11 protein-coding genes are annotated in these 13,628 nt (G+C 71.6%); 7 read left to right on the forward strand and 4 right to left on the reverse strand.

The features are described from left to right. Positions 1 to 86: 86 nt before the first annotated feature. Positions 87 to 3,077: HtaA domain-containing protein (locus ASE68_RS17595; protein WP_235481144.1), on the reverse strand; the 2,991-nt coding region annotated here is incomplete at its 5' end. Between the two features lie 1,312 nt (positions 3,078 to 4,389). Here ASE68_RS17595 and ASE68_RS17610 point away from each other — a divergent pair. The 3 genes from ASE68_RS17610 to ASE68_RS17620 are packed head-to-tail and all read left to right on the forward strand — an operon-like array spanning position 4,390 to position 7,450. Beyond that, entirely contained in the window at positions 4,390 to 5,586 is a 1,197-nt protein-coding gene (locus ASE68_RS17610) for a hemin ABC transporter substrate-binding protein (RefSeq protein WP_235481146.1), read from the forward strand. Next, the gene (locus tag ASE68_RS17615; RefSeq protein ID WP_055862705.1) at positions 5,583 to 6,680 is read left to right on the forward strand and encodes an iron ABC transporter permease; all 1,098 of its coding nucleotides are present in this window, start codon (positions 5,583 to 5,585) and stop codon (positions 6,678 to 6,680) included. The genes ASE68_RS17610 and ASE68_RS17615 overlap by 4 nt, the downstream gene beginning before the upstream one ends. Continuing rightward, positions 6,677 to 7,450: a heme ABC transporter ATP-binding protein gene (locus ASE68_RS17620; protein ID WP_055862708.1), complete on the forward strand. Its 774-nt coding sequence runs from the start codon at positions 6,677 to 6,679 to the stop codon at positions 7,448 to 7,450. The genes ASE68_RS17615 and ASE68_RS17620 overlap by 4 nt, the downstream gene beginning before the upstream one ends. A 22-nt stretch (positions 7,451 to 7,472) precedes the next feature. Here ASE68_RS17620 and ASE68_RS17625 read toward each other — a convergent pair whose 3' ends face one another. Then, positions 7,473 to 7,868 (reverse strand): sterol carrier family protein, encoded by a 396-nt coding sequence (locus ASE68_RS17625; protein ID WP_055862710.1) that lies wholly within the window; start codon positions 7,866 to 7,868, stop codon positions 7,473 to 7,475. A 90-nt stretch (positions 7,869 to 7,958) separates the two neighbouring features. Here ASE68_RS17625 and purD point away from each other — a divergent pair, with 90 nt between their 5' ends. Both purD and ASE68_RS17635 read left to right on the forward strand, forming a co-directional pair. Beyond that, the gene (gene purD / locus ASE68_RS17630) at positions 7,959 to 9,266 is read left to right on the forward strand and encodes a phosphoribosylamine--glycine ligase (protein ID WP_055862712.1); all 1,308 of its coding nucleotides are present in this window, start codon (positions 7,959 to 7,961) and stop codon (positions 9,264 to 9,266) included. 9 nt (positions 9,267 to 9,275) lie between these two features. Continuing rightward, positions 9,276 to 10,223 (forward strand): phosphoribosylaminoimidazolesuccinocarboxamide synthase, encoded by a 948-nt coding sequence (locus ASE68_RS17635; protein ID WP_055862713.1) that lies wholly within the window; start codon positions 9,276 to 9,278, stop codon positions 10,221 to 10,223. A 97-nt stretch (positions 10,224 to 10,320) separates the two neighbouring features. Here the strand turns inward: ASE68_RS17635 and ASE68_RS17640 are convergent, their stop codons facing one another. Continuing rightward, entirely contained in the window at positions 10,321 to 10,848 is a 528-nt protein-coding gene (locus ASE68_RS17640; RefSeq protein ID WP_082462476.1) for a DUF1269 domain-containing protein, read from the reverse strand. Between the two features lie 198 nt (positions 10,849 to 11,046). Here ASE68_RS17640 and ASE68_RS17645 point away from each other — a divergent pair, with 198 nt between their 5' ends. Continuing rightward, positions 11,047 to 11,889: a VOC family protein gene (locus ASE68_RS17645; RefSeq protein ID WP_055862717.1), complete on the forward strand. Its 843-nt coding sequence runs from the start codon at positions 11,047 to 11,049 to the stop codon at positions 11,887 to 11,889. Here ASE68_RS17645 and ASE68_RS17650 read toward each other — a convergent pair. Continuing rightward, positions 11,886 to 12,536 (reverse strand): TetR/AcrR family transcriptional regulator, encoded by a 651-nt coding sequence (locus ASE68_RS17650; RefSeq protein WP_162238298.1) that lies wholly within the window; start codon positions 12,534 to 12,536, stop codon positions 11,886 to 11,888. The genes ASE68_RS17645 and ASE68_RS17650 overlap by 4 nt on opposite strands. Before the next feature lie 189 nt (positions 12,537 to 12,725). On the opposite strand from ASE68_RS17650, the gene kynA reads away from it, so the two are divergent. Further along, a complete protein-coding gene (gene kynA / locus ASE68_RS17655) occupies positions 12,726 to 13,625 on the forward strand; it encodes a tryptophan 2,3-dioxygenase (RefSeq protein ID WP_055862722.1) in 900 nt (299 codons plus the stop codon). Positions 13,626 to 13,628: the final 3 nt, after the last annotated feature.

Raw genomic sequence — 13,628 nt, forward strand, 5'->3', positions numbered from 1 at the left:
CACGCGCCTGAGTGCCGACTTCGCGGCAGGAACGACGATGGGCCGCCGACCCGGTGGGGTCGACGGCCCGTCGTGATGGAACGGTGTCAGCTCTGCGTCGAGTTGCGACGGGAACGGATGACGAGCACGGCGATGACCGCGAGCACGATCACCAGCAGCGCGGCGGAGAGCGCCCAGATCCACCAGGTCGACGTGGTCGACGCGGCGGCCTGGTCGACCGCCTCGGTGTCGGCGGACTCCGCGTCGGCCTCGACGTCGGCCGCCTCGACCGCGGCGGGCGCCGCGACGACGCAGTCGGTCGACACGGTGGCCGTGAACGACACCGGGTCGAGCTGCTCGCCCGACGGGTAGGTGCCGAAAGCTGCTGCACCGTCGGCGGTGAGCACCGCCGTCGCCTCACCGGCCAGCACGCCGTCGACCACTGTGACGCCGTCGGCGAGCTCGAGGTCGGCGAAGCGCACCGACTTCAGGTCGATCGGCTCGCCGTCCTGCGTCGTGCCCGAGACATCCAGCAGCAGGGTCGCGCCGCCGTCGCCGTCGAGTTCGACCTTCGGGTTCGCGATCGTCGTGTCGAGGGCGCCGTCGTGGCCCGTGAACTCGATCGTGCCGTCGTAGGCGAGCACGCCTCGGCCCGACACCTCGAGCGAGCCCGAGCCCTTCGAGAAGGCGAACACGCCGCCGTCCTCGGTGACGCCGGTGAGCGTCCAGTCGCCGTTCGCGATGCCGCTCGTGAGGTAGCTGCGGAACGACTCCTTGAAGCCCCAGTCGAGGCTTCCGGCGGTCACCTTGCACGCACCGACCGTCTCGGCCGGCACGACGAACTGCACGCCGACCGCGGTCGAGCCCTGGAACGTCAGGGTGTGCGTGCCCGGCTCGAGCGAGGCCGGGATGCTGCCCGTCCACGAGACGACGCCCGACCCGTCGGCGACGAGGTCGGCGGCGAGCACGATCGGCGTCGAGTAGACGACCGCCGCGATGCCCTCCTCGTTCGACTCGAAGCCGCCCGCGGTCACCGTGACGCGCTTGCCCGCGCCGAGCGACTCGAGCGTCGCGGCGTCGAGCGTGATGCCGGTGGTCGCCGGCGGGGTGTCGGGGTAGCTCGGCTTCTCGTCATCGGTCGACGACGAAGCGGATGCCACGACGACCGTTCCGCCGGTGCCGTCGCCGCCCGAACCGCCGGCCACGCCGGCCGAACCGATGACGACGGTGAGCGGGTCGAGGACCTGGCCCGCACCGTAGTAGCCCTGGAATGCGGCCGCACCGGCCGAGGTGAGCGTCACCGGGGCGTTCGAGAAGCGCGTCGCGCCGTCGACGGTCGAGCGCGACGCCGACGACAGGTCGACGTTCGCGAGGTCGACGCGGTCGCCGTTCACCGAGACGACGAGGGTCGCGGTGCCGACGCCGTTCGCGACGAGCGTGGGGTTGCTGAAGCTCAGGTCGAGCGCGCCGTTGTGGCCCGTGAAGCGCACGGTTCCGGCGTAGTCGGCTGCACCGGTCGTGGTGATCGGGCTGAACGAGCTGCCCGACTGCACGAAGCGGAACGACGATCCGTTGGAGCTGGCGCCGCCGCCGACGGCGATCGAGCCCTTCGCGTTGACACCTGTGATGTAGGCGCGGAAGGAAGTGGAGACGCCCCAGTCGAGCGATCCGGCCGCGATCACGACCGGGGGCGTCACGGTGCCGCCGCCGTTGTTGCCACCGCCGTTGTTGCCACCGCCGTTGTTGCCACCGCCGTTGTTCCCGCCGCCGCTGCTCGCGAGCAGCGTGATCGGCGCGAAGGCGTCGAGCGAGCGGTCGGTCACCGAGAGCCCGTGGGCCGCCGACGTGGCGACGTGGTAGCTCTTCGAGCGGTCGAAGGCACCGGCCGCGATCGTGAAGGTCGTCGTGAACGAGCCGTCGACGATGAGGGAGGTCGGAACCCACGTCGAGGCGATCCAGCCGTCGTTGACGAGCGGGCCGTGTCCGTTCCAGATCGTGGTCTCGCCGACGAGCACGTAGGCGCCGTTGGCGGCGCCGGCACCGGTGAAGCCCGTGCCCTTGACCGTGAGCGTGTTCTTGACCGCCGGGTCGACGCCTGCTGCCGGCAGCACCGTCAGCTTCGGTGCGGACGCACCCGGATCGGTGCCCGGGTCGGTTCCGGGATCGGTCGCGGCGAAGGCGATCGGCACGGCGAGCTCGTTCGCGGCCTGCACGGCACCACCGGCTCCGAGCGTGAAGACGGCCAGCGTGTAGCCGTCCTTCGCCTTGGCATCGAGCGCGGCCTTCGTCACCTCGACGGTCCACGAGACATCCGCGGTTCCGTCGGCGTTCTTGGTCCACTTCGTCGGCGCATACGTGTTCGCCGTGTCGGAGACCCAGGTGTTGTACGCGTTCGTGCGTGCGCTCGACGGCGCACCCTCCGAGGCCCTCCAGGTGTCGGCGAGCCATCCGACCTGGATGTAGAACCCGGCCTCGCCGGGCGCGTAGGTCGATGCGAAGCCGGTCGCGTAGTCGTCGGCCGTGATCGTGAGCTGCTCGCCCGCGGGGTTCAACTCCGCGGTCTTGGACACCGTCAGCGTCGGCACCGTCGGCTCGACCGGCGGCGCGAAGGCGATGGGGACGGCGAGCTCGTTCGCGGCCTGCACGGCACCGCCGGCACCGAGGGTGAACACCGCGAGCGTGTAGCCGTCCTTCGCCTTGGCGTCGACCTCGGCCTTGGTCACGTCGACCGTCCACGACACGTTCGCGGTGCCGTCGGCGTTCTTCGTCCACTTCGTGGGCGCGATCGTGTTCGCCTCATCGGCGACCCAGGTGTTCTTCGCATTCGTTCGCGCACTGGAGGGCGCCTTCTCGGACGCCTTCCAGACCTCGGCGAGCCATCCGACCTGGATGTAGAAGCCGGCCTCACCGGGCGCGTAGTTGGACGTGAAGCCCGTCGCGTAGTTCTCGGCCGTGATCGTGAGTTCTTCGCCCTCAGGGTTCAGCCCCTCGGTCTTCGAGACCGAGAGCACCGGGTCCGCGACCGGCTCGGGAGGAGCGGGCTGCTTGATCGTGATCGGGGCGAACGCGTCGAGCGTGCGGTCGGTCACCGAGAGACCNCGGCATCCGCCGTTCGCATCCGTCTGTCGAGACCCTAGGGTTCAGCCCCTCGGTCTTCGAGACCGAGAGCACCGGGTCCGCGACCGGCTCGGGAGGAGCGGGCTGCTTGATCGTGATCGGGGCGAACGCGTCGAGCGTGCGGTCGGTCACCGAGAGACCATGSGCRGCCGAGGAAGCCACCTGGTAGGCGACCGTCGGGTCGAACTTCGCCGCGGGGATCTTGATCGTCGTCGTGAAGGCGCCGTTCACGATCTGCGCCGCGGGAACCCACGCCTGCGCGAGCCATCCGGCGCTSACSAGCGGGCCGCCACCCTGCCACACCGACTGGGCGCCGAGCAGCACGTACGCGCCGCTCTTCGCACCGGCACCGACGTAGCCCGTGCCCGAGACGGTGAACGCGACTGGGCGCCGAGCAGCACGTACGCGCCGCTCTTCGCACCGGCACCGACGTAGCCCGTGCCCGAGACGGTGAACGTGTTCTCGACGGCGGAATCGACATCCGTCGCCGGCGTCACGGTGAGCACCGGGTCCGCGACCGGCTCGGGAGGGGCGGGCTGCTTGATCGTGATCGGGGCGAACGCGTCGAGCGTGCGGTCGGTCACCGAGAGACCRTGCGCAGCCGAGGAAGCCACCTGGTAGGCGACCGTCGGGTCGAACTTCGCCGCGGGGATCTTGATCGTCGTCGTGAAGGCGCCGTTCACGATCTGCGCCGCGGNGCCGAGGAAGCCACCTGGTAGGCGACCGTCGGGTCGAACTTCGCCGCGGGGATCTTGATCGTCGTCGTGAAGGCGCCGTTCACGATCTGCGCCGCGGGAACCCACGCCTGCGCGAGCCATCCGGTGCTGACCAGCGGGCCGCCGCCCTGCCAGATCGACTGCGAGCCGAGCAGCACGTACGCGCCGTTCGCGGCGCCGGTGCCGACATACCCGATGCCCGACACGGTGAACGTGTTCTCGACGGCGGGGTCGACCTCGGTCGCCGGGGTGACCGTGAGCACCGGGGCCGGTGCGAGTTCGTCGGCCATCGCCGCGGCCGCGCCGAAGCTCGTGCCGCCGATCACGAGGAGTGCGGCGAGCAGTGCCGCCAGCCATCGTCTGGTCGCGGGCGGAGCACCGGCTCCGGGCTGAGAGGGCGGAGCTGTGGGCAGTGGCGACGTCAAGACGCGGACCTCCGAGTCGGCGCGCGAGCGCGACGGAACAGGGGTTCCGAGGCGTGGCAGCGGGTGAGGGGGATGCCTGAAGTTAGGTTAGGCTCATCTAACATAAGCGGACGAACGCTCACCGCGCAAGGTGAGGTAAGGCTACCCTCAATATGACGATGAACCGTACCCCGCGGGCCGCCCTCATGGCGCTCGCGGCCCTCGTGTCGCTGACGCTCACGGGCTGCGCGACCACCGGCGCGGCAGGCCAGGCCGGTTCCGGCGCAACCGCCGGAACGGCCGCAGAGGCCGAGTGCCCCGGCGCCACGACCCCGTTCGACGAGCTCCAGCTCGCGGCCGACGTGCGCACGGTCGACGGCCCGTCGACGGCGTGCCTCGCCGACACCGGCCTGCCGGTCATCGAGTCGAACGAGACATCCGCCGTGCCCCTCACCGTGACGGGCGTCGACGACGTCGAGGTCACCGTCGAGTCGACCGAGCGCATCCTGCCGATCGACATCACGGGCACGATCGCCGCGACCGTCTTCAGCCTCGGCCTCGGCGACCACGTCGTCGGCCGCGACTCCTCGACCGGATTCCCCGAGGCCGCCGACCTGCCAGAGGTCACGCAGGAGGGGCACACGCTCTCGGCCGAGGCCGTGCTCTCCCTCGACCCGACCGTCGTGATCACCGACACCACGCTCGGCCCGCGCGACGCGCTCGCGCAGCTGCGCGACGCCGGCATCCCGGTCGTCATCGTGACGAAGGAACGCAGCGTCGAGAACATCGGCGAGCTCGTCGACCAGATCGCCGCAGCACTCGGCGTGCCCGAACGCGCCGAACTGCTGAAGTCCGCGATCGACGCCGACCTCACGGCCGTCACGACCCCGATCGAGGCGTCGATCCCGAGCGACCCGGCCGACCGGCCGCGCATGATCTTCCTCTACGTGCGCGGCAGCGCGAACGTCTACTACCTCTTCGGCGAGGAGTCCGGCGCCGACTCGCTCATCGACGCGGTCGGCGGCTTCGACGTCGCCGGCGAGATCGGCTGGGAGGGCATGCGGCCCGTGACCGCCGAGGCGCTCGTGCAGGCGGCCCCCGACGTCGTGCTCGTCATGACCGAGGGCCTCGCCTCGACGGGCGGCGTCGACGGATTGCTCGAACGGCTGCCCGCACTCGCCGCCACGCCCGCCGGCGAGCACCGGCGCATCGTCGACATGGCCGACACCGAGATCCTCGGGTTCGGTCCGCGCACGCCCGCGGTCGTCGACGCGCTGGCCCGTGCGGTGTACGCGCCGGCGACGGTCGCCGCGGCATCCGACGGCGCCGACGACAGCGCAAGCGGCAGCGCAGACGGCACCGACGGATGACGCGGCTCGACTCCCCCGCCGACGCGGCCATCGCGACCCCGGTCCCGCTCGACACCCGACGCCCGGCCGCCCGCCGCATCGCGCTGTTCACGGGGCTCTCGGTCGCACTCGTCGTGTTCGCGCTCGTCTCGGCCGGCATGGGGCAACTGCAGATCGCGCCCGGCGAGGTGTGGAACAGCCTGCTGCGCGGCCTCGGCCTGAGCGACGCTCCGGCGGCCGCCCCGCACGTCGACGCCGCACTCTGGACGATCCGGTTTCCGCGCATCGTCGCCGCGATCCTGATCGGTGCCGCCCTCGCGGTCGCCGGAACGCTCATGCAGGCGGTGTTCGCCAACCCACTGGCCGAGCCCGGCGTCGTCGGCGTCTCGTCGGGCGCCGCGCTCGGCGCCGCCGTCACGATCGTCTTCGGCCTGACGGCGACGAGCGACTGGGTGACGGCGGGGGCGTCGTTCCTCGCCGGCCTCGCGACGACGATGGTCGTCTACCTCGCGAGCCGTTCGGGCGGCCGAACCGAGGTCGTCACGCTCGTGCTCACGGGCATCGCGGTGAACGCGTTCGCCGCCGGCGGGCTCGCGCTGCTCACGTTTCTCGGCGACACGGCGAGCCGCGAGGAGATCATCTTCTGGCAGCTCGGCTCACTGAACGGCTCGCGCTGGCAGGAGATCGGCGTGATCGCACCGCTCGTCGCGGTGTCGCTCGTGTTCTCGTTCGTGCTCGCCCGGCAGCTCGACCTCTTCTCGCTCGGCGAGCGCAGCGCCCGTCACCTGGGGGTCGACGTCGAGCGCGTGCGCATCATCTCGATCGTGCTCGTCGCCGTGCTGACCTGCGCGGCCGTCGCGTTCGCGGGCATCATCAGCTTCGTCGGCCTCATCGTGCCGCACCTCATGCGCATGGTCATCGGCCCGGCGCACCGCGGCCTCATCGCGGCGAGCGCACTCGGCGGGGCCCTGCTGCTGCTCGTCGCCGACCTGGTGGCCCGCACGGCCGTGCCGATGGCCGACCTGCCGATCGGCATGCTCACCTCGCTCGTCGGCGGCCCGTTCTTCTTCTGGCTGCTGCGCCGTCAGCGCAAGGGCGCCGGGGGCTGGCGATGACCGCCACCGGCCTCGTCGCCGAGCACGTCTCGGTCACGATCGACCGTGCGACCCTGCTGACGGATGTCTCGTTCGCGGCGATTCCCGGGCGCGTGCACGCGTTGCTCGGCCCCAACGGCGCCGGAAAGTCCACGCTGCTCGCCGTGCTGGCCGGCGATCGGGCACCGAGCGCCGGACGCGTGCTGCTGCACGACCGCCCACTGTCCGACTGGCCGTTGCGCGACCTCGCCCGCACGCGCGCCGTGCTGACGCAGGACCACAGCGTGACCTTCTCGTTCCGCTCGCGCGAGATCGTCGAGATGGGCCGCCACCCGTGGGCCCGCACGCCGGCCGAAGACGACGACGACCGCGAGATCGCGCGCGCCATGGCGGCGACGGATGTCTCGCACCTCGCCGATCGCCCGGTCGCGAACCTCTCGGGCGGCGAGAAGGCCCGCGTCGCGCTCGCCCGCGTGCTCGCGCAGCGTTCGCCGGTGCTGCTGCTCGACGAGCCGACGGCGGCCCTCGACCTGCGGCACCAGGAGGACGTGCTGCGCCTCGCCCGCGCCCAGGCGGCGGCCGGCGATGCCGTCGTGGTCGTCCTGCACGACCTGAACCTCGCGGCGGCCTACTCCGACGAGATCACGCTGCTCGAGCAGGGCCGGGTCGTGGCGCACGGCGCCCCCGCCGAGGTGCTCACGGCCGAGCGCATCGAGGCGGTGTACGCGCAGCCGGTCGAGGTGATCGAGCACCCGCGCACAGGCGTGCCGCTGGTGCTGCCGGTGCGCTGAGGCGGCTCGGCCGCTGTGCAGGTCAGCCGCGCAACACCGGCAGCAGCCCCTCGAGGTCGGCGCGCTGACCCGACGCGTGCACGCGGCCCGCGTCTCGGGCGTCGGCCCAGGTGAGCGCGCCGGTGGCCAGCGACAGCCAGGTCGCGGCATCCGTCTCGATGACGTTGGGCGGGGTGCCGCGCGTGTGCTTCGGCCCCTCGACGCACTGCACCGCGGCGAACGGCGGAACGCGCACCTCGACGGTGCCGCCGGGGGCGAGCTCGGCGAGCAGCTGCAGCGAGTAGCGCACCGCGAGGGCGAGCGTGGCGCGGTCGACCTGGGGCGGGGCGGATGCCGCGGCCGACGCCTCACCGGATGCCGCCCGCCAGGCGGCCACCGCCGCGCGTCCTTCGTCGTCGCCGATCCTCGCTCGTGCCATGTGCTCCATCCTCCCGCACCCCGCCGTCACGGGCCGTCTCGCAGGGCTCGCGGCCCGGGCGGCAGGTGGCCGATCGGGTAGCCTGAACCGGTGAGAATCCTCATCCTCGGCTCGGGCGCGCGCGAGCACGCCATCATCCTCGCGCTCCTCGAAGAGGAGGCCGGACACGAGATCATCGCCGCACCGGGCAACGCCGGCATCGCGGCATCCGCGACCTCGTCGGGCCGCGGCAGCGTCGAGACGATCGCGCTCGACCCGACCGACCCCTCCATCGTCACCTCCTACGCGCTCGACAACGACATCGACCTCGTCGTCGTGGGCCCCGAGGCGCCGCTCGTCGCGGGCGTCGCCGACGCACTGCGTCGTCGCGGCGTGCCCGTGTTCGGCCCGGGCAAGGCGGCCGCCGCGCTCGAGGGCTCGAAGACCTTCGCCAAGCGCATCATGGAGGAGGCCGGCGTGCCGACCGGCCGTGCGCGCCTCGCCGAGCACCTCGCCGACGTCGAGGCGACCCTCGACGAGTTCGGCGCACCGTTCGTCGTGAAGGCCGACGGCCTCGCCGCCGGCAAGGGCGTGCTCGTGACCGAAGACCGCGAGGCGGCGCTCGCCCACGCCGCCCACTACCTGCAGCAGGGCCCGGTGCTCGTCGAGGAGTTCCTCGACGGCCAGGAGGTCTCGCTGTTCCTCCTCGCCGACGGCACGAACGTGCTGCCGCTCTCGCCCGCGCAGGACTACAAGCGCCTGCGCGACGGCGACCAGGGCCCGAACACCGGCGGCATGGGCGCGTATTCGCCGCTGCCGTGGCTCGACGCCGACTTCGGCAGCGAGCAGGAGTTCGTCGACGAGGTCATCCGCACCATCGCATTGCCGACCGTGAAGCAGCTCGCCGATGAGCAGACGCCGTTCATCGGCCTGCTCTACGCCGGGCTCATCCTCACGACCCGGGGCATCCGCGTCATCGAGTTCAACGCGCGCTTCGGCGACCCCGAGACGCAGGTCGTGCTGCCGCGCCTCGAGACCCCGCTCTCCGGCCTGCTGCTCGCGGCCGCGAGCGGCGGGCTCGGCGAGCTGCCGCGCCCCGTCTTCCGTCCCGATGCCGCGGTCACCGTCGTGCTGGCGAGCGAGGGGTACCCCGAGGCCCCCGAGACCGGCCGGGTCATCGAGGGGCTGGATGCCGCGGCATCCGTTCCCGGCGTGCACATCGCGCATGCGGCCACCGCCGTCGGCGCCGCGGTCGACGGCGTCTCGCCGCTCGTCGCGACCGGCGGCCGCGTGCTCAACGTCGTCGCGCTCGGCGAGGACTTCGGCGAGGCCCGCCGACGCGCCTACGAGGCGCTCGGGCACCTGCGCCTCGACGGCGGCCAGTACCGCACCGACATCGCCGCGCGCGTCGCGGAGTAAGGAAGCACCATGAGCGACACCGAGTACGCCGGCTGGACCCACGTCTACTCGGGCAAGGTGCGCGACCTCTACGTGCCGACCTCGGTGCTCGACGACGACGACACCTGGACCGGCGACCCGCTGCGGCTCTCGCCCGTGGTGCTCGTGGTGGCCAGCGACCGGGTGAGCGCGTTCGACCAGGTGCTCGAACCGGCGATCCCCGGCAAGGGCGCGATGCTGACCCAGCTGACCCGGTGGTGGTTCGACCAGCTGCCCGAGGTGCCCAACCACCTCGCGCACCCGCTCGACGACCGGCTCCAGGCGCTCGACCTGCCCGAGGTGCCCGCTGCGCTCGCCGAGCGGGCGACGCTCTGCCGCACCCTCGACATGTTCCCGATCGAGTGCGTCGTGCGCGGGTTCATCACGGGCGGCGGCTGGAAGGAGTACCAGCAGACGGGCGCCATCGGCGGCATCCCGCTGCCCGAAGGGCTCTCGAACGGCGATCGCCTGCCCGAGCCGATCTTCACGCCCGCGTGGAAGGCGCCGCTCGGCGAGCACGACGAGAACATCAGCTACGAGCGCACCGTCGAGATCGTCGGCGAGGTCGTCGCGGCCCAGCTGCGCGAGCTCTCGCTCGAGATCTTCGCCAAGGCGTCGGCCCTCGCCGCGGCCCGCGGCCTCGTGCTCGCCGACACGAAGTTCGAGTTCGGCGCCGACCGCGCCACCGGCATCGTGACCCTCGGCGACGAGGTGCTCACGAGCGATTCGAGCCGGTACTGGGATGCCGCGACCTACGCTTCCGAGACCACGCCCGAGTTGCGCATGGCGAGCTTCGACAAGCAGATCGTGCGCGACTGGCTCGCCGCCAACTGGGATCAGGACGCCACCGAAGAGGCGCCGACCCTGCCGCACGAGATCGTCGAGCAGACGGCCGCGAAGTACCGCGAGCTGCTCGATCGGCTGACGGCCGGCGCCTGAACGCCCGGCGCCTGAACGCGCCGAGCCAGAACGCCCCGAGCCAGAACGCCGAACGGCCGGCGCCTGAGCGCCGGCCGCATCGCCTCATCGGGTCGGGTCAGGACGCGATGGCCTTCGCGATCTTGTCGCCGCCCTCGTCGATGGCCTTCTCGAGCTGCTCGTAGTCTTCGCGGTCGATGGCCTTGCTGATCTTCTTCTGAGTCTGGGCGAGTGCCGCATCGATGCGGTCGAGGTACTTGTCGTCGATCACGGCGACGATCGCGGAAGTGCCCTTCGGCAGGTACTCCTCGAGCTCGAGGCCCACCTTCTTCTCCTCGTGCTTCTTCGCGAGCTTGCCGGAGATCGCACCGACGCCCGCTCCGATTGCCGTCGCGGCGAGCAGCGGCGGGGAGAACAGCCCGACGACGAGACCGGCGGCTCCGCCGATCCACGCACCCGCGGCGACCTGGCCGGTGCCGTGCTCGTCGACGGTGACGCGGCCGTCGTCGCCGCGGCGCAGCACGACCGACGACACGACCTCGAGATCCGACGAGTCCTCGGCGTGCTTGAGCTGCCGATAGTCGTCGGTCGCGGTGGTGGCGGCGTCGTACGTGGCCACGTAGAGCACCAGGTTGTCCATACCCATGTTTCGTTCCCCTCGATGAGGGCCCCCCACAGTGCCCCGGGAGCCGCTGACTCCCACAATAGGGACGGCGACGGAGAGCGCTCAAGGGCGATCTCGTCAATGGTCGGAATATGGCGTGCCGGCGCGGGGTTAGAATTAGTTGTGCTTACAACCAATGGGACGCCGCAGGGCTCCGGACTCCTCGCCGCCGACACGGGCATGGGCGCGGTGACCCTGCGCGTCGGCGACCTCGACGGCATGATCCGCTACTACCGCGACGGCGTCACGCTCGAGCTGTTGAGCCACGACGGCCCGGTGGCCGTGCTCGGCCGCGGCACCACGCCCATCGTCATCCTGCAGCACGCGCCCGAGCTGCGGCACGCCTCCCCGCGCGACGCCGGGCTGTACCACACGGCCATCCTCTTCGACTCGCGCGAAGCCCTCGCGACGGCGATCTACGCGGTCGCCTCGCGCTACCCCGGCACGTTCACCGGCAGCGCCGACCACCTCGTGAGCGAGGCCTTCTACTTCACCGACCCGGAGGGCAACGGCGTCGAGCTCTACTTCGACCGCGACCGCTCCGGGTGGAGCTGGGTGCACGGCCAGGTCGAGATGGCCACCATCTACCTCGACCCCAACGGGTATCTCCGCGAGCACCTGGGCCAGACCGGGGCGGATGCCGCGGCATCCGGAACCGGCCTCGGCGACGCGGTCGTCGGGCACGTGCACCTCTCGGTCGGCGACATCGCGAGCGCCCGCGAGTTCTACGTCGACCGCCTCGGCTTCGAGACCACCGCCGCCATGGGCGACCAGGCGCTCTTCGTGTCGGCCGGCGGGTACCACCACCACATGGCCATGAACACATGGGGCAGCCGAGGCGCCGGACGCCGCGGGCTCGCGCTCGGCCTCGGCAAGGTCGAGATCGTCGTGCCCACCGCCGACGACCTCGGCGAGCTGGGCGAGCGGATGTCGCACTTCGACGTCGCGACACGTGACGACGGTCGCAGCCTGTCGTTCGACGACCCGTGGGCGAACCTCGTCGAGGTGCGCGCGGGCGCCTAGTCGGCCGGCGGGTTCGGCAGCTTCGCGTGCGACATGTCGTGGAACTGGTCGAACGCCTGCCCGTCGCCGGGGATCGGCCGGTTGTCCGGCCGCGCGCGAAGCCCGTCGAGCACGATCGCGAGCTGCCGCCGCCAGAACGGCAGGTAGGCGCCGCCGTACTGGCCGAGGCTGCCGAGCATGTCGACGAGCACGCTGAGGTCGACGGCGGTGACGTCGGCGCGGAGGCTCCCCTCGGCCTGGGCTCTGGCGGCCATGCCGGCGATCGCCTCGGCGAACTCGGCGCCCGGCTTGTACGACGGATCGAGGGCGGCCATGCGCCGCATCACGGCGGGCACGTAGGGCGCGCCGATGAGCCACTCCGCGAGGCGCTCGAGGTAGAGCTCGATCGAGCGCCAGCCCGTCTCGGCGCCGAGGATCTCGGGGGCGAGGTCGTGCAGGTCGGCGACCCCGCTGTCGTAGAGCTCGCGGATGAGGGCATCGCGGTTCGCGAAGTGCCGGTACACGGTGCCCGGCCCGACCCCCGCCCTGGTGGCCAGTTCATCGAGCGGCGCATCGACGCCGCGCTCGGAGAAGAGCCTCCTGGCCTCGACGAGGAGTCGCTCATGGTTCCGTCGCGCATCGCGACGCGGCGATGCGTTGGAATTCATGGAGTTCACCATACGCCCGCAATCCGGTAGCATTCGGAGGGTCGGCTCCGTTTCATCCATTGCGAGCCGATCGGCCTTCTTGGGGGAGAAGGATGCGGTGCGGCGGGCAGACCGCCGGTTCTACCGGTCGGGGGGAGCGCCCGCCGCGCCCGACCCGCCTCCGGCGAGGCCCGCGGCTAGGCTGAACCCGTGAGTACCGACCAGCCCGACGCCGCCGTCGACGATCGCTCGAGCGACGGCGTCGAGGGCAACACCCGCCGCATCGAGGCATCCGTCGTCACCGATTTCAGCGACCGCATGAGCTACGGCGGCTACCTCGACCTGCCGACGCTGCTCAGCGCGCAGCGGCCGATCTCGCGGCCCGAGCACCACGACGAGCTGCTGTTCATCATCCAGCACCAGACCACCGAGCTGTGGCTGAAGCTCGTGCTGCACGAGCTCGAGACGGCGCGCGACCTGCTGCGGGCCGACGAGCTCGCGCGGGCGCTCAAGTGCGTCGCCCGCGTGAAGCACATCCAGAAGACGCTGACCGAGCAGTGGTCGGTGCTCGCGACCCTGACGCCGGCCGAGTACGCGCAGTTCCGCGGGGTGCTCGGCAACGCGAGCGGGTTCCAGTCCTCCCAGTACCGCGCGGTCGAGTTCGTGCTCGGCAACAAGAACGCGCGCATGCTGAAGGTCTTCGAGGCTGATCCCGACGCCACCGCCGTGCTGACCGCGGCCCTCGAGACGCCGAGCCTCTACGACGAGTTCCTGCGGCTGCTCGCTCGGGCCGGCTACCCGATCCCGGCGTCGGTGCTCGAACGCGACGTGACCGAGGCGTGGACCTTCGTGCCCGAGCTCGTGCCGGTGTTCGCCCAGATCTACGCGCACACCGACCAGCACTGGGCGGCGTACGAGACCTGCGAAGAGCTGGTCGACCTCGAGGACAACTTCCAGCTGTGGCGGTTCCGCCACCTGAAGACGGTCGAGCGCATCATCGGCTCGAAGCCGGGCACGGGCGGGTCGAGCGGTGCGCCGTTCCTGCAGCGTGCACTCGAGCTCACCTTCTTCCCCGAGCTCTACGCCGTGCGCACCGAGATCCCGGGGTGATCG

Source organism: Agromyces sp. Leaf222, assembly GCF_001421565.1.
GTDB lineage: Bacteria > Actinomycetota > Actinomycetes > Actinomycetales > Microbacteriaceae > Agromyces.